This is a genomic window from Pyrococcus horikoshii OT3, from assembly GCF_000011105.1.
GTDB lineage: Archaea > Methanobacteriota_B > Thermococci > Thermococcales > Thermococcaceae > Pyrococcus > Pyrococcus horikoshii.
Genome location: NC_000961.1, coordinates 1,548,233 through 1,562,398, shown reverse-complemented (window position 1 = coordinate 1,562,398; position 14,166 = coordinate 1,548,233). Strand labels below are relative to the sequence as shown.

The 14,166-nt window shown below is 40.6% G+C and carries 18 protein-coding genes; 11 read left to right on the top strand and 7 right to left on the bottom strand.

Features of this window, described 5'->3' with window-relative positions; all coding sequences use genetic code 11:
* The first annotated feature begins 23 nt into the window (after positions 1 to 23).
* Together PH_RS09775 and PH_RS08475 are read left to right on the top strand one after the other, a co-directional pair.
* On the top strand, positions 24 to 629 hold the full coding sequence (locus tag PH_RS09775; protein ID WP_010885858.1) for a hypothetical protein: 606 nt from the start codon (positions 24 to 26) through the stop codon (positions 627 to 629).
* Between the two features lie 18 nt (positions 630 to 647).
* Positions 648 to 1,019, top strand: a complete 372-nt coding sequence (locus PH_RS08475; RefSeq protein WP_010885857.1) for a hypothetical protein — start codon at positions 648 to 650, stop codon at positions 1,017 to 1,019.
* Here PH_RS08475 and PH_RS08470 read toward each other — a convergent pair.
* Together PH_RS08470 and pyrG are read right to left on the bottom strand one after the other, a co-directional pair.
* Positions 1,002 to 1,436 (bottom strand): hypothetical protein, encoded by a 435-nt coding sequence (locus PH_RS08470; RefSeq protein WP_010885856.1) that lies wholly within the window; start codon positions 1,434 to 1,436, stop codon positions 1,002 to 1,004. The genes PH_RS08475 and PH_RS08470 overlap by 18 nt on opposite strands.
* On the bottom strand, positions 1,423 to 3,036 hold the full coding sequence (gene pyrG, locus PH_RS08465; RefSeq protein WP_010885855.1) for a glutamine hydrolyzing CTP synthase: 1,614 nt from the start codon (positions 3,034 to 3,036) through the stop codon (positions 1,423 to 1,425). The genes PH_RS08470 and pyrG overlap by 14 nt, the downstream gene beginning before the upstream one ends.
* Positions 3,037 to 3,170: 134 nt before the next feature.
* Here pyrG and PH_RS08460 point away from each other — a divergent pair, with 134 nt between their 5' ends.
* Positions 3,171 to 4,589 carry an acetate--CoA ligase family protein gene (locus PH_RS08460; RefSeq protein ID WP_010885854.1) on the top strand — a complete coding sequence of 473 codons (1,419 nt, stop codon included), beginning with the start codon at positions 3,171 to 3,173 and terminating at the stop codon, positions 4,587 to 4,589.
* Positions 4,586 to 5,302: an acetate--CoA ligase family protein gene (locus PH_RS08455; protein WP_010885853.1), complete on the top strand. Its 717-nt coding sequence runs from the start codon at positions 4,586 to 4,588 to the stop codon at positions 5,300 to 5,302. The genes PH_RS08460 and PH_RS08455 overlap by 4 nt, the downstream gene beginning before the upstream one ends.
* Here PH_RS08455 and PH_RS08450 read toward each other — a convergent pair.
* Genes PH_RS08450 through PH_RS08440 form a run of 3 tightly spaced genes read right to left on the bottom strand, consistent with a single transcriptional unit; the run spans position 5,292 to position 6,674 of the window.
* Positions 5,292 to 5,603, bottom strand: coding sequence for a hypothetical protein (locus tag PH_RS08450; protein WP_010885852.1), 312 nt, complete (start codon positions 5,601 to 5,603; stop codon positions 5,292 to 5,294). The genes PH_RS08455 and PH_RS08450 overlap by 11 nt on opposite strands.
* A 7-nt stretch (positions 5,604 to 5,610) precedes the next feature.
* Complete coding sequence (locus PH_RS08445) at positions 5,611 to 6,207, bottom strand: 7-cyano-7-deazaguanine synthase (protein WP_048053479.1); 597 nt, start codon at positions 6,205 to 6,207, stop codon at positions 5,611 to 5,613.
* Positions 6,204 to 6,674, bottom strand: coding sequence for a DUF998 domain-containing protein (locus PH_RS08440; RefSeq protein ID WP_010885850.1), 471 nt, complete (start codon positions 6,672 to 6,674; stop codon positions 6,204 to 6,206). The genes PH_RS08445 and PH_RS08440 overlap by 4 nt, the downstream gene beginning before the upstream one ends.
* Positions 6,675 to 6,731: 57 nt before the next feature.
* Here PH_RS08440 and PH_RS08435 point away from each other — a divergent pair, with 57 nt between their 5' ends.
* Positions 6,732 to 7,370, top strand: coding sequence for a peptidase (locus tag PH_RS08435; protein WP_010885849.1), 639 nt, complete (start codon positions 6,732 to 6,734; stop codon positions 7,368 to 7,370).
* Here PH_RS08435 and PH_RS08430 read toward each other — a convergent pair.
* Positions 7,318 to 8,118: a GTP cyclohydrolase IV gene (locus PH_RS08430; RefSeq protein ID WP_173026600.1), complete on the bottom strand. Its 801-nt coding sequence runs from the start codon at positions 8,116 to 8,118 to the stop codon at positions 7,318 to 7,320. The genes PH_RS08435 and PH_RS08430 overlap by 53 nt on opposite strands.
* Positions 8,119 to 8,196: 78 nt before the next feature.
* Positions 8,197 to 8,400 carry an archaeal histone A gene (locus tag PH_RS08425; RefSeq protein ID WP_048053612.1) on the bottom strand — a complete coding sequence of 68 codons (204 nt, stop codon included), beginning with the start codon at positions 8,398 to 8,400 and terminating at the stop codon, positions 8,197 to 8,199.
* 348 nt (positions 8,401 to 8,748) lie between these two features.
* Between PH_RS08425 and PH_RS08420 the strand changes: the two genes are divergently transcribed.
* From PH_RS08420 to rpl4p, 6 genes are all read left to right on the top strand, one after another.
* Positions 8,749 to 9,948, top strand: a complete 1,200-nt coding sequence (locus tag PH_RS08420; protein ID WP_010885846.1) for an HD domain-containing protein — start codon at positions 8,749 to 8,751, stop codon at positions 9,946 to 9,948.
* Between the two features lie 54 nt (positions 9,949 to 10,002).
* Positions 10,003 to 10,407, top strand: a complete 405-nt coding sequence (gene sepF / locus PH_RS08415) for a cell division protein SepF (protein ID WP_010885845.1) — start codon at positions 10,003 to 10,005, stop codon at positions 10,405 to 10,407.
* Between the two features lie 124 nt (positions 10,408 to 10,531).
* Positions 10,532 to 11,380: a CBS domain-containing protein gene (locus tag PH_RS08410; protein WP_048053476.1), complete on the top strand. Its 849-nt coding sequence runs from the start codon at positions 10,532 to 10,534 to the stop codon at positions 11,378 to 11,380.
* A gap of 139 nt (positions 11,381 to 11,519) precedes the next feature.
* Positions 11,520 to 12,296, top strand: coding sequence for a putative RNA uridine N3 methyltransferase (locus tag PH_RS08405; protein ID WP_010885843.1), 777 nt, complete (start codon positions 11,520 to 11,522; stop codon positions 12,294 to 12,296).
* Between the two features lies 1 nt (position 12,297).
* Positions 12,298 to 13,386, top strand: a complete 1,089-nt coding sequence (locus tag PH_RS08400) for a 50S ribosomal protein L3 (RefSeq protein WP_010885842.1) — start codon at positions 12,298 to 12,300, stop codon at positions 13,384 to 13,386.
* A gap of 10 nt (positions 13,387 to 13,396) precedes the next feature.
* The gene (gene rpl4p, locus PH_RS08395) at positions 13,397 to 14,164 is read left to right on the top strand and encodes a 50S ribosomal protein L4 (protein ID WP_010885841.1); all 768 of its coding nucleotides are present in this window, start codon (positions 13,397 to 13,399) and stop codon (positions 14,162 to 14,164) included.
* Positions 14,165 to 14,166 lie beyond the last annotated feature (2 nt).

Here is a 14,166-nt window from a genome sequence, read left to right as displayed (position 1 = left end):
ACACAAAAATTTATAAACGTTAAATGAAGAAAGTATTTATTGAGGTGAGATCTATTGCTATAGTTCAGGAAAACTTGTCTAAAATCAATACATTTTTTGAACTTACCACAAGCAGGGATTTCTGGAAGCTGGCTAGGCCTTGGAATGTTGAATACTCTAGAGCTATTATAATGAAGCATTTACTAGAGTATGATGAAAATGTTACATTACTAGCATTTGGAGTTCCACTTGGGGATGGCAGATTTGTAGTGCTATATGAATTTTCAAAACCGATTCAAGGAGTTAAGACAGTTGCATATGAGTTTACTGTGAATAACTCAAAGGTTAAAATAACAAGATTTGGAATTAATGGAAATTTCAAAACGCTATCCTCTTGTACTCATGAATGTCAGAAAAACGAAGATTGTCCACCGTTGACCTATTGTAGTGAGTATTGTTGTTCTGTAAGTACCACTTGTGTTATAAGATGCTGTGCAACTCCTGGCAATGGTGCATGTTCAATTCCTTGTATGCTAGGTCCTGGCCCTTGTATACTCTGTGCTTTAGTAGCTTGTCCATTCTGTGGTGAGAGCTGTTGTACTGAAAAAGGAAGCAAATGCGAGTCCATTTTCCCTGAACCAAAACCTTAATGACATGGAGGTGTTAATATGAAGGAAATTGGAAAAAAGTACATTTCGGCTATTTCCTTTATATTTCTGATAGGGATAAGCATTTCATTAGCTGAAAATTATTCTCTGCCAATAGCAGTAGCTTTAGCTTTAGTGAGCACTGTGCTAGCTATTTTAGTTCCTTGGATCATTATTTTCAGGGTTTCAAAAAGGAAATTTAGGCATTCTATCTTCTTAGCGTTTTTGCTAGCATCTCTCTGGGAGTTTTTCTGCTCTTACTTAACCCTAATGTTGGGTTATCCACTTTGGAAGATCTTCTTTAATGCTGGGATAGGTGGAATCGTCGTTACGGCTATTATTGCGATAGGGGGTATGATTAAAGCTAAGGGTGTTTCAGCTGAAGTAAAATAGAGCCCTCTCCCATCTTTTTGCGGGTCTAAAAGTTAAAGCTAGCAAAGGCTCATGGGAGCCAATGTAAAGAACCTTCTTCTCCTTATTTATGTAAAAATAGTACTTTCCTGGGGGAACTTCCTGAAGGAATTTTCTTGGTTTTGTTATTTTCACAATTTTCTTATCCCAGAACACGCATTCGTAGCTCTCCTCAATACCTCTAACTCTCCTTATAATATCTTCAAGATCTAAAAGTTTACCATCAAGCTTAGTTGCAACTAGCGTTTTGCTGCCATCCGTAAAGAATATCGTACCTTCTATCTCAATCCTAATTGAATTTTTTAGAAAGGAAAATAGAGCAGAGTATATCTTATCTATCTTCCTCTTCTTTGCTAATCTCTTAGCTATCCTTTCTTTAGCGTGTTTAGTTAGTAGCATTTTTCTCCTGCTTGTATTCTTTTGCCGCCCTAACGAGTCCATGAAAGACTGGAGCAGGCCTCATTGGTCTCGACTTAAATTCTGGGTGGAACTGAGTTGCTATGAAGTACCTCTTATCTGGTAGCTCTAGAATTTCCATTCTCCTTTCATCATCTCCTGCAACTCCACTAAACACTAATCCAGCTTTTTCAAAAGCTTCAATGTAGTCTGGATTTACCTCCCATCTGTGTCTATGTCTCTCGTAGACGAGTTCTTTTTTGTATAACCTATACGCAAGGGTTCCCTTTTTTATCTTTACTGGGTATGCTCCGAGCCTCATGGTTCCTCCCAGCTTTTCCAAGTTTCTCTGCTCTGGCATCAGATCAACAACGGGATAAGGGGTTTGGGGATCTATCTCTGTCGAATGGGCCCCTTTCATCCCGAGGACATTCCTTGCAAACTCGACAACGGTAAGTTGGAAACCAAAGCATATGCCTAAGAATGGGATATCGTTCTCCCTTGCATACTTAATCGTCATTATTTTCCCTTCAGCCCCTCTAGCTCCAAACCCCCCAGGAACTATTATCCCATCAACACCTTCAAGTAACTTAGTTCCATGCTCTTCTATGTCTTCTGCTTCTATCCACCTTATCTTAACCTTAACGTCATTGCTAACGCTTGCATGCTTTAAGGCTTCTTTTATGCTTAGATATGAATCTGTTAGTTTGACGTACTTTCCGACTATGGCAATTTCGACAGTTTCCTTTAAGGCTTTGTACTTAGCAACCATCTTTTCCCATTCCCTTAGATCCGGTTCCCTATCTTCTAACTTCAACCTCTTTATTAGGTACTTTCCTAACCCTTCCCTCTCAAGGAGTAGGGGTACTTCATACGTATCCTCTACATCGTAGGCACTTACTACGGCTTCCCTTGGAACGTTCGTGAAGAGGCTAATTTTTTTCCTGGCCTCCTCTTCTAAGGGATCTTCACTCCTTGCAACTATTGCATCCGGTTGTATTCCAAGGCTCCTAAGCTCTTTAACGCTGTGTTGAGTTGGTTTTGTTTTCTGCTCACCAACTACCTTCAGCTTTGGTACGTAAGTTACATGAACGAAGGCTACGTTCTCTCTTCCCTCCTCAAGTTGCATTTGCCTCGCTGCTTCAAGGAAAGGCATGCTCTCTATATCCCCAACCGTTCCACCTATTTCAACAACCACTATGTCATAGTCCTTTGCGATCTCCCTAATTCTCCTCTTTATCTCATCAGTAATATGGGGAATCACCTGTACTGTGGCCCCGAGATATTCCCCTCTTCTCTCCTTCTCTATGACCGTTGAGTACACTTTTCCCGTTGTGATGTTGTGTTCAAAGGTTAAGTTCGTATCTAGAAATCTTTCATAGTTCCCTAGGTCTAGGTCTACTTCCCCTCCATCATCAAGAACGAAGACCTCCCCATGCTGATAGGGGTTCATCGTTCCGGCATCGTAGTTTATGTAGGGATCTATTTTTATATTTGTAGTTTTATACCCTCTTGCTTTCATTAAGAGTCCTATTGAAGCACTAGTAATACCCTTTCCAAGCCCACTTACAACCCCACCGGTTACAAAGATGAACTTTGTCATAGTTGAGAGGTGGATTGGAGAATTTAAAACCTTTTGTTTCTTTGATAATTTAAATTTCATAAAACTTTTAAGTGAGATATCGAAATTAATAGCGAAGATCTCCAGGCAAAAAGAAACGCTAGAGGTGAATATTTATGGTTAATTCTGATATTAGGGAACAATTAAGACCATTCTTTGAACCAAAAGCCGTTGCAATTATAGGGGCGACTAATAAGAAGGGAAAAGTTGGAAATGTCATCTTTGAGAACTTTAAGAAGAACAAGGAGAAAGGCATATTTAAGGGTAACATATACCCGGTTAATCCAAAACTAGATGAAATTGAAGGTTACAAGGTTTATCATGACGTTTCTGAGCTTCCAGATGATACAGATCTTGCAGTAATTGCAATTCCAGCTCCCGCAGTTCCAGAGACCATGAGAAAAATAGGTGAGAAGGGAATAAAATCCGTGATAATAATTACAGGAGGATTTGGAGAGCTTGGAGAAGAAGGTAAAAGAATGGAACAAGAAATCCTTGAGATTGCCAGGGCTAATGGGATTAGGGTGATAGGACCCAATTGTGTTGGAGTGTATGTCCCAGATACTGGGGTTGATACAGTATTCCTTCCAGATGAGAAGATGGACAGGCCTCCAAGTGGCCCAATAGCTTTCATAAGCCAAAGTGGGGCTTTTGCAGCTGCAATGCTTGATTGGGCAGCGATGGCTGGCATTGGAATAGGAAAGATGGTTAGCTACGGAAACAAAATTGACGTTGATGATGCTGACCTAATGGAATACTTTGCTCATGATGATGAGATAAAGGTTATGACCTTCTACATTGAGGGAGTAAAGGATGGAAGAAAGTTCATGGAGACTGCGAAGAGGGTTACTAAGATAAAACCAATTATAGCCCTTAAGAGTGGAAGGACGGAGTATGGAGCTAAAGCTGCTTCATCTCACACAGGCTCATTAGCCGGCCAAGATGTTATCTATGATGCCGTCTTTAAGCAAACAGGAATAATAAGAGCTGAGGACTTTGAGCACATGTTTGATTTAGCCAAAGCTTTCGCCAAGTGTAAGTTACCTAAGGGAGATAGAATTGGAATAATTACAGACGGCGGTGGCGCTGGAGTTATGGCCAGTGATGCAGTCGCAAAGTTTGGATTAAAGCTAGCGGAGCTTAGTGAAGAGACTATAAAATTCTTAAGAGAGAGATTTCCACCACATGCAGTTGTTGGAAATCCAACTGATGTTGTGGGGGATACAGATGCTGAGAGGTATAGATTAGCCTTGGAGGCCTTTACAAAAGATCCGAATGTCGATGCAATTCTCCTGATAGTTCTCTTCCAGGTTCCGTTGCTCGATGAAGAGGAAGTAATTAACATAATCACCGACTATGCAAAAAAGAGCGATAAGCCAATAGTTGTGGTCTCTATGGGAGGTTACAAGACAGATAAATATGCGAGGATGCTTGAGGAGAGAGGTATTCCCGTTTATCCAACTCCCGAAAGGGGAGTTAGAGCCCTTGCAGGTTTAGTTAGATATGCTAAATATATTAGGGGGAATGGGGAATGAAGGAGGAGGCCGTTAGGGTTATTGAGGAAGTTTTAAAGCAGGGTAGGACTGCGATGGTGGAATATGAAGCAAAGCAAGTTTTAAAGGCTTACGGTTTGCCAGTTCCTGAAGAGAAGCTGGCTAAGACTCTAGATGAAGCCCTGGAATATGCCAAGGAGATTGGTTATCCAGTAGTTCTAAAACTTATGTCACCACAGATACTTCACAAGAGCGATGCAAAAGTCGTTATGTTGAATATAAAGAACGAAGAAGAGCTGAAGAAGAAATGGGAAGAGATTCATGAAAATGCTAAAAAATATAGGCCAGATGCCGAGATTTTAGGAGTTTTAGTAGCCCCAATGCTTAAGCCTGGGAGGGAAGTTATTATTGGAGTTACTGAGGATCCCCAGTTTGGCCACGCTATAATGTTCGGACTTGGTGGAATATTCGTGGAAATATTGAAGGATGTAACATTTAGACTAGTTCCGATAACAGAAAAAGATGCCAGAAAGATGATTCAAGAAATCAAAGCTTACCCAATTCTAGCCGGTGCTAGAGGGGAAGAACCTGCGGATATCGATGCAATTGTGGATATGCTCCTAAAGGTTTCAAAACTTGTGGATGATCTAAAGGACTACATTAAGGAGATGGATCTTAATCCAGTGTTTGTCTACAATAAGGGAGAAGGTGCAGTTATAGTTGATTCTAGAATAATTCTGAAGCCTAAGGATTGACTTCCTTTCCATATTTTCTTTGGGCATACCCAATTATATCGTGAAGTATGAGTAAGGATATAATGGCATCTATACTAGAGGTTATATTTCCAGCCATTAATAGGAGAAGTGCTAAGAAAAATTCAATGCCAGAATATACTAGGGTTATTTTTATCGCAAGTCTAATCTCATTTTTAATCCCTAAGGCTAGCATAAAGCTGAATATTGAAAATGCCAAGTATACGTATGAGCTGTTTATGTAGTAATAAGCCAGTAGGAGTATTCCATTGAGCAGTAAGGAATAAGTTGCGATCCTCAGCATTGTGACTTCACTTTGGGAGTACTTCTCTTATCTCCTCAAGAATTTTCCTAAATTGGCTAAATCCAGCCCTTACCACTGGGAACTTTGGAAGGAATGGACAGGGAGGCTCATTCTCTATGCTTATCTCGAAGGTCCCTATTTCTTTGGCTATTCTTACTATTTCTTCCTTGTCTAGAGCTATAAGTGGTCTTATTATTGGCAAATTTGTTGCAGTGCTTATTACCATGAGGTTGTCTAATGTCTGAGAAGCAACCTGCCCTAGGGAGTCTCCAGTAACTATAGCCTCCGCTCCTACTTCTCTTGCATACTTCTCCGCAACCATATACATCGTGTACTTGCAAAATATGCAGATCCATTTCTCCCTCTTTAACTCTCTAAGCTTTTCAAAAACCGGCCCTTGAACTTTAAGTGCATCCACTACTTTAAGGTCCTTAACTTTTTCACCGTGAATCTCTTTAAGTCTACTAACAAGCTTCCTAGCTTTTTTCTCTTTTATTTCATCCTGTCTAAAGTGTAAGGGATAGACCTCTGCTCCCCTACTTGCCATTAAGTGAATTGCAACTGGGGAATCTATTCCAGAGCTTAATAGACCTATCACCCTCATCTCTTCCACCCTAGGTATAAAATGTAAGATAAGATTGCCGCTGCCCCGATCAATTCGGGAATTGCAAGCCCAATTTTAAAGCTTACTAGTATCACCATTATCGTGAATGTTATAGTTGCTATTATCCTCCAAGTTCTGCTGTATAATCCCATATCTATAAAGGACAGTAAATACATAAGGATCGCTGACGGTGTGTGAGGTGGCTCTTCTTCTGGGAATATTCCAACAAGAATTAGTAGTATCATTGAGATTTTTAGCAGGTTCCTGTTCAATAAGTTTGCAACTATGATTCCAATAATTCCGAGCCCTATTATGTAAAGATTGAACATCCAACCTTTTGGATTTTTAGCGGAACCCATGTCACTGAGAGCGTTTTTAGTAAATGAAAACCATGGGTTTTGACTTATAACTAAGGCTAGTCCAATTATAAAGTAAATTACCATGACTATTGTGACCTCTCTTTTCATCGTAAGAATCCTCCAAAGGTAATTTTTATATATTTAAATTGAGTTTTTAGTTCTTCGATGGAGAGGATAGCCTTCGTTTACATGGGTGGGGATGAATTTAAATGGTTGTTCTTTGAAGTTTACGATAGGGTAAGAAGGTTTATGAAGGATGTTAACCTTGGGATAATTCCCATTTATGCTGGAAAAATAAAACTTCCCCCAGGAATGCTTGTTAGGGTTAATGCGGGGAACGGATACATAAAGATGTATCCCTTCGAGGCCGTTGTTGAAGCTCTGTATGGGAAGCTTGTGGAGATGAGGGATGATGTGAAGGATGACACGCTCACAAAAATCTTTGGGATAACCACGTTTCCAATAGGTTCAAGAAAGCAATATTTTGACATATATAAAAAATATCTTGGAATTCAGGTTTCAATAGGAAATTATAATGTCCTAGCTTTATCTATAAAACCTTTCTATACAGAAAATAGAGAATTATTTGTTGAAAGAGTTTTTAAAGGGGTTTTACACGAAATTGGGCATCTTTACGGGTTATCGCATTGTAAAAACGACTGTGTTATGAATCCCCCCAATGACCTAAAAGATTGGGATAGAAGGGCTCCCTCCTATTGTAATTCATGTCTGAGGGAGTTAAAAAGGAAAGTTAAGCCCATGCCTCTGCTATTACATCGTGCTTATGAATGCTTTCATTGCTGACCACTTTCACATGAATTTTTCCTGGGAATTTTTTCTTTGCCTTAATTAGAATTTCTCTTGCTACATCTTCTACGAATTTTGGATTTTCGTACATTCTCCTCACAACGGAATTTTCGTCTGGTGTTTTTAAGAGTGTATAAGTCGGTGAGCTGAAGGAGCTCTCAACGACTTCTATCATATCTTCTAGGGTGACATATTCATTAAAGTCTGTAGTTACTTCAAGCTCTCCTATTGCTCTTTGAATGTGCGTTTTTCCTTCATTGTTGGCCATTGCATGTGGACAAGCAGTGTTTCCAATGACTTTAACCTTTAATGTCTTCTTAATTTTGTCACCCTCTTTTATCACTCCTACTTCAACATCATATGGCTCGTAACTAAGTTTATTGCTGGCCGGTGTCATCTTTTCAAGTATTAAGGTTGTTCTTATCCATACTTCTGCTCTTTTATGTCTGTGTTTTTCTTCTAATCTCTGAATTACTGCTAATGCTAGCTCTTCCAGGGATGTATGTATTTTTTTCACTTCTTCTTCTATTGCTTCACTCATGGCATCCGTAATGCTCTCAACCAATCTGCTCATGTGGATTCCTTTTTTCTCTCTAGGGAGGTCTATTGTAATCTCAAAGGTTGGTATAAAAGTATAAACTCTACCCTTCCAGTTTATTTTTGCTATTGTTCTGAGGTTCGTTATCCCAACTCTTGGAAGAGGAATCTTTATTTCGGGCTCTTTCTCTTGTGTTTCGATAAACAATTCTCTCACCAAGACTCTAAAGAAATGTGCTATTTTAAAAGATAATGCTCAAAATTAAAAAAGACCAAAGAGAAGAGTTCAGCTCTTAATAGCGAGCTTAATGTCCTCAACCTTGACGGTCTTTCTTCCAGCGTGCCTTGCAAACTCAACGGCCTTCTTTGCAATCTCGATTGCGTACTCTTCAAGGTACTCGGCGAGAACCTTTGCAGCTTGCTCGCTGACCCTCTCGGCACCTGCCTTTCTAATAAGTCTGTCAACTGGGGCAATTGGTAATTCTCCCATCATCCACACCTCCAGATTTTGTTATTTGTGGGGTATTTGCAATCTGTTTTTTGAAAATAGAGATATATAAACTTTTCGGAATTTGAGCCTTCTGGTAATTTATTCACATTGATAATTCAACATGGTTAACTAATTGTCTTAACAGCGTGAAATTTCTGGGGCTTAGCTGAATTGAGGCAACTTGAAATAATTACTCACAAATTAAGTATAAGTAAAACTATACTAGATAGGTTTAAGATCGCGAGAAGTTCATTCATAGAGAAAAGGAATTAAAGACCTTCAAAAATTTTATTTGGGGGAGAGAATTTGAGTGATGGGAAAATAATACATGATGCTGTTCATGGAAGTATGAGGATCCCTGAAGAAATAATAAAACTTGTAGATACCCCCGAATTTCAGAGACTTCGTGGTGTAAAACAGCTTGGATTGGCAAATCTTGTATATCCAGGAGCAAATCATACGAGATTCGAACATTCTCTAGGAACATGGTATTTGGCAAGGAAATTATCCCTAGAGCTTCAACTTCCTAGGGAAGATAGTCTACTAATTCAGCTGGCGGCCCTCCTTCATGATATAGGTCATGGCCCCTTTAGTCATACTTTCGAGAGGATATACAGGGATAGATTGGACTTTCACGATCATATGGAGGTCAGCAGGAGAATAGTCGAGGGGAAGATTCAGATATGTGAGGATGGGGGAGAATTACCGGATATTATCTCCTCATTAGGTTACGAACCTAGGGAAGTGGGGGAGTTAATAGTTGGGAAACATAAGAAAAGGTATTTGAGGATGATAATTCATGGAGATATTGACGTCGATCAGCTCGATTATCTAACTAGAGATGCCCATTATACTGGAGTTGCCCACGGTATAATAGACCTAGAGAGGTTACTTACCGTGATGAGGGTTTTTAATGGAGAACTAGTCATTGATGAGAAGGGTATCGAAGCCGTTGAGGGAATGTTAGTTGCTAGATCCTTGATGTACTCCCGGGTGTATTTCCATAGAACGGTGAAAATAGCGGAGGGGATGCTGATAAGGGCCGTTGAATTCGCGTTAGATGAAGGTGAGCTTGAAGATTTTTGGAAAATGACCGATGACAGGCTCGTGATAGAGTTAGAGGATCTGGGAGATTTTCCTGGAGATATAATTAGGAGAATTAGAAGGAGAAAATTATTCAAGGCTGCTGTGATAATAGGGCCGGAAGATTTGACGGCTGAAGAAAAGAAATCGTTAACTACTTTATATAGAAGTCAAAAAAAGAGGAAGAAAATTGAAAGTGAGTTAGCTGAAATTGTGGGAGCAAGAGAGGGGGAAGTCATGGTTGAGCTCTCCATTCCAGAGTTGATATTGAGCGAACCGAGGCTTAAGCAGGTTGAGGTCAATGTTTTATTATCTGGAGGTAAGGTTGAACCAATAGGAAAGGTAACTCCGTTGGCCTCTGCTATAAAAAGACGTCAGACACCTAGGTGGATTTTATTAGTGGCGACGTTACCCGAATATATGGAAGGGGTTAAGAGAGTCTGGAGGGAAGTGATATTGGAATAAAGGTTATAAGCATTTGGCTGGAAATGAATTCGATAGTCTATTACGAGGACAGAGGTGGTGAAGGTGGGTCTCTTTGACAAGCTTAAAAAGAGCGACACTCAAAGAAAAGCTCTTCCATCACTAAAGGAGAAAGTAAAAGAGGAGCCTTCTGAAGTAGAGCTAGTGCCTGTTGAAGAAGATAAGCTTGTTAAAGAAATAATAAAGCCAAAAGTCACTTATATAAAGAAGGTTTCAATTTCAACTTATGCTGATCTGAAGAATGTCTCAGAAGAAATTAGTGCAGGTAATATTGTTATAGCAGATTTAACTCCCTTGGAATCTAAGCCTGAACTATTGACGAAGGTGGCCGAACAGCTAAGAATGACGGCTGAAACATTTGGTTGGGACATTGCAAAGCTATGTAAAAATGAATCAAAAGTAATAATTACTCCCCCTAACATAAGGATTTTCAGGGAGTGACAATTTTACTACCTTTTCTATCTTCATTACATGAGGATTAATTACAAAGTGGGCATCTTACCCAACATTTTTCAATAAGATTTAAATATGGTTCTCTGTGCCTAAATGCTATTAGGTGATATGGGTGAGAGTAAAGACCATAATGACCCAAAACCCTGTTACGATAACATTGCCTGCAACAAGGAATTATGCCCTTGAGCTATTTAAAAAGTATAAGGTTAGAAGCTTTCCCGTAGTTAATAAGGAAGGTAAGCTTGTGGGAATAATAAGTGTGAAGAGAATTCTAGTTAATCCAGATGAAGAGCAACTAGCAATGCTTGTTAAGAGAGATGTTCCAGTTGTAAAAGAGAATGATACTCTAAAGAAAGCGGCTAAACTAATGCTTGAATATGACTATAGGCGTGTTGTGGTTGTTGATAGTAAAGGGAAACCCGTTGGAATACTTACAGTTGGCGATATTATAAGGAGATATTTTGCAAAGAGTGAAAAGTACAAGGGAGTCGAGATAGAGCCCTATTATCAGAGGTATGTGAGCATAGTATGGGAAGGAACTCCACTCAAGGCAGCTTTAAAGGCGTTGCTACTCTCTAACTCAATGGCCCTCCCAGTTGTTGATAGTGAAGGTAACTTGGTTGGGATAGTTGATGAGACGGATCTACTGAGGGATAGTGAGATAGTAAGAATAATGAAGAGTACGGAACTAGCGGCCTCTAGTGAGGAAGAATGGATTCTCGAAAGTCATCCAACGTTGTTATTTGAGAAGTTTGAACTTCAACTTCCGAACAAGCCAGTGGCCGAGATAATGACTAGAGATGTAATAGTCGCTACTCCCCACATGACGGTGCATGAAGTGGCCCTAAAAATGGCCAAGTATAGTATAGAACAACTACCCGTAATAAGGGGAGAGGGAGATTTAATTGGTTTAATAAGAGATTTCGACTTATTAAAGGTTCTCGTTAAGTCTAAAGCATGAATCTGTTCTCTTATGGCTTTTGCAAAAATTTTTTAAGAATTATCAATCTTCGAGGGTGGAAACCTTCGAAAGCCTTTTAAATCTTTTATAAAAACACCACAACAGTCTTTGGTCTAAGAAAATCTCTCGGAGGGCAACAATGAGCTGGCATGTCTTCATTCCAGATTCCCTGCTTGAAGAAACTAGCGACCTAAAACTCAAGGCGTATAAAGTAGGACAAATTGCAAGGGCATGTGCAATATTCGGAGTCGAGCACATATGGATATATAAAGCAGGGGGCAGGGATGGAAGACTCATTAAAACATTGCTCGAGTACGTTGAGACTCCCCAGTACCTTAGGAAGAGAATATTCCCTATAATGCCCGAACTCAGGTATGCTGGTGTAATGCCTCCTCTCCAGATACCAAGCCATAAGGAAAAAACAAGTCCCAGGATTGGAGAGATAAGGGAAGGGTTTGCATTCAGAAGGGGCAAGAAAATCTTTGCAGATATTGGCTTGGATAGGCCTGCTTTAGTAAAGGGGATTGCTGAGGAGGGCCGGGGAACATTTAAGATAATCTCAGTAAAGCCTTTAAGGGTCGTTCCGGCCGAGCCTCCTGGGTATTGGGGGTATAAGGTTCATTGGAGTAAAAAAAGTTTGGCAAAAACACTTAAAAATGCTGACCTTGACGTAGTCATCGCAACTTCCCGTAGGGGAGTTGATGTGAGAGATGCCGAAGTGCCCCTCGAGGGCGAGGTAGGTATAGTGTTTGGATCACCTCGAAAAGGTGTGTTTGAGATATTGGAAGAGTTTAAGGAAAAATATGAATTTGATCTCGTGCTCAATACAATCCCTAATCAAAAAACAAGGACTGTAAGGACTGAGGAAGCCGTGTTGGCGACTCTTGCGATATTTAATATCATGAGGAGGGATTGAAATGGGAAAGATTCATAGGCCAAGGAAAGGATCACTTGCTTTCAGTCCAAGGAAAAGGGCAAAGAGTATAGTTCCAAGGATCAGGAGCTGGCCAAAGGAGACCGAAGTTAGAATGCTAGGCTTTGCAGGATATAAAGCGGGGATGACTCATATATTAATGATCGATGACGAACCAGGGCTTACCAACGGAAAGGAGATATTCATGCCAGTCACTATAATTGAAACTCCTCCGTTGAGAGTCTTCGGAATAAGGGCATACAGGCAAGGTTATTTAGGGCTAGAGACGGCGGGTGAAGTCATAGTTCCAGACTTTGAGCTTGATAATTACACTCCAAGTAAGAAGGGTAAGGGGAGGAAGTTCACATTCTATCAATTCCTGGGAAGGAGGATAGCAACCCTACCTAAAGATTACACTCAGGAAGAGTTCGAGCAGAAGTTAGGAGCACTTGAGGATATGATAAAAGAGGGAGAAATAGTCGAGGTAAGAGCGCTAGTATCGACTCAACCCTGGGTTATAAAGCTAAAGAAGAAGCCTGAAGTAATGGAATACGCAATTGGTGGAACGAGCGTTGAAGAGAAATTTAACTACATAAAGGAGAAGCTTGGAAAGGAAATTAGGGTTGGAGAAGTCCTCAAGGAAGGGGAACTTCTTGATGTTATAGCGGTAACGAAGGGTAAGGGTACTCAGGGGCCGGTGAAGAGATGGGGAATTAAGCTTAGGGCTCATAAGGATAGTAAGGGAAGAAGGAAGGTAGGTTCCATAGGCCCATGGCATCCAGCTAGAGTAATGTGGACGGTTCCAATGGCTGGACAAATGGGCTTCCACCACAGAACTGAACTTAATAAGAGGTTAATAGCCATAGGAGAGAACGGAAAGCTTGTTATTGATGGTAATGAAATTGAAATAACGCCAAAGGGTGGCTTTCCACACTATGGAATCGTCAGGGGCGATTTCATGATGATAGCAGGTTCAGTTCCTGGGGCGATAAAGAGGATAATTAGGGTTAGGCCCGCGATAAGACCTCCAAAGAAGAAGCCTCCTGTTCAGAGGCCTCAGATAACCTATGTTAGTGTTGAGTCAAAGCAGTGAGGTGAGATAAATGAAGGTAAAGGTCTTTGACCTTAACGGTCAACCAGTTGATGAGATAGAACTTCCTAGGGTATTCCTTACTCCATTTAGGCCAGATCTAATTAGGAGGGCCGTTATTGCTTCCTGGACGCATAGAATACAACCTCAAGGTAGGGATCCAATGGCCGGTAAGAGGAGGGTTACCGAGAACATAGGAAAGGGTCATGGAATGGCAAGGGTTGAGAGGCTGAAGACCCCACCAAGGTATGCAGCTTTCGTCCCATTCGCTAGGGGTGGAAGAAGGGCACATCCACCAAAGGTTGAGAAGATAATTTGGGAGGGCATAAATAAGAAGGAAAGGAGATTAGCTATAATGAGCGCAATAGCGGCAACGGCTAATTATGACATAGTTAAATCCAGAGGCCATATAGTTGATAATGTTCCTCAGTTACCTTTGATAGTCGTTGATGACCTTCAGAAGGTTAGCAAAACTAGGGAAACTAGGGAGATATTCAAGAAGCTTGGAATATGGGAGGACATAGAGAGGGCCAAGGAGAAAAGTGGAGTAAGAGCAGGTAAGGGTAAGATGAGGGGTAGAAGGTACAAGAAGGCGAAAGGCCCATTGATCGTGGTCGGTAAGAATGAGGGGATAGTATTTGGTGCCAGGAATCATCCGGGAGTTGATGTAGTGGTAGTTGATAACCTTGGAGTTGAGCATCTCGCTCCTGGAACGCACCCAGGAAGGTTAACGGTTTGGACTGTTAGTGCTATAGAGAGGCTTAGGGAAATATACGGGTGATG

Excerpts from the sequence above, each read along its gene's own strand:
- PH_RS08470 (WP_010885856.1), bottom strand. The coding sequence starts at position 1,436 with ATGCTACTAACTAAACACGCTAAAGAAAGGATAGCTAAGAGATTAGCA.
- PH_RS08425 (WP_048053612.1), bottom strand. The coding sequence starts at position 8,400 with ATGGGAGAATTACCAATTGCCCCAGTTGACAGACTTATTAGAAAGGCA.
- PH_RS08475 (WP_010885857.1), top strand. The coding sequence starts at position 648 with ATGAAGGAAATTGGAAAAAAGTACATTTCGGCTATTTCCTTTATATTT.
- PH_RS08440 (WP_010885850.1), bottom strand. The coding sequence starts at position 6,674 with ATGAAAAGAGAGGTCACAATAGTCATGGTAATTTACTTTATAATTGGA.
- rpl4p (WP_010885841.1), top strand. The coding sequence starts at position 13,397 with ATGAAGGTAAAGGTCTTTGACCTTAACGGTCAACCAGTTGATGAGATA.
- PH_RS08405 (WP_010885843.1), top strand. The coding sequence starts at position 11,520 with ATGAGCTGGCATGTCTTCATTCCAGATTCCCTGCTTGAAGAAACTAGC.
- PH_RS08445 (WP_048053479.1), bottom strand. The coding sequence starts at position 6,207 with ATGAGGGTGATAGGTCTATTAAGCTCTGGAATAGATTCCCCAGTTGCA.
- PH_RS08455 (WP_010885853.1), top strand. The coding sequence starts at position 4,586 with ATGAAGGAGGAGGCCGTTAGGGTTATTGAGGAAGTTTTAAAGCAGGGT.
- PH_RS09775 (WP_010885858.1), top strand. The coding sequence starts at position 24 with ATGAAGAAAGTATTTATTGAGGTGAGATCTATTGCTATAGTTCAGGAA.
- pyrG (WP_010885855.1), bottom strand. The coding sequence starts at position 3,036 with ATGACAAAGTTCATCTTTGTAACCGGTGGGGTTGTAAGTGGGCTTGGA.
- PH_RS08435 (WP_010885849.1), top strand. The coding sequence starts at position 6,732 with ATGGAGAGGATAGCCTTCGTTTACATGGGTGGGGATGAATTTAAATGG.
- PH_RS08400 (WP_010885842.1), top strand. The coding sequence starts at position 12,298 with ATGGGAAAGATTCATAGGCCAAGGAAAGGATCACTTGCTTTCAGTCCA.
- PH_RS08450 (WP_010885852.1), bottom strand. The coding sequence starts at position 5,603 with ATGCTGAGGATCGCAACTTATTCCTTACTGCTCAATGGAATACTCCTA.
- PH_RS08420 (WP_010885846.1), top strand. The coding sequence starts at position 8,749 with ATGAGGATCCCTGAAGAAATAATAAAACTTGTAGATACCCCCGAATTT.
- PH_RS08460 (WP_010885854.1), top strand. The coding sequence starts at position 3,171 with ATGGTTAATTCTGATATTAGGGAACAATTAAGACCATTCTTTGAACCA.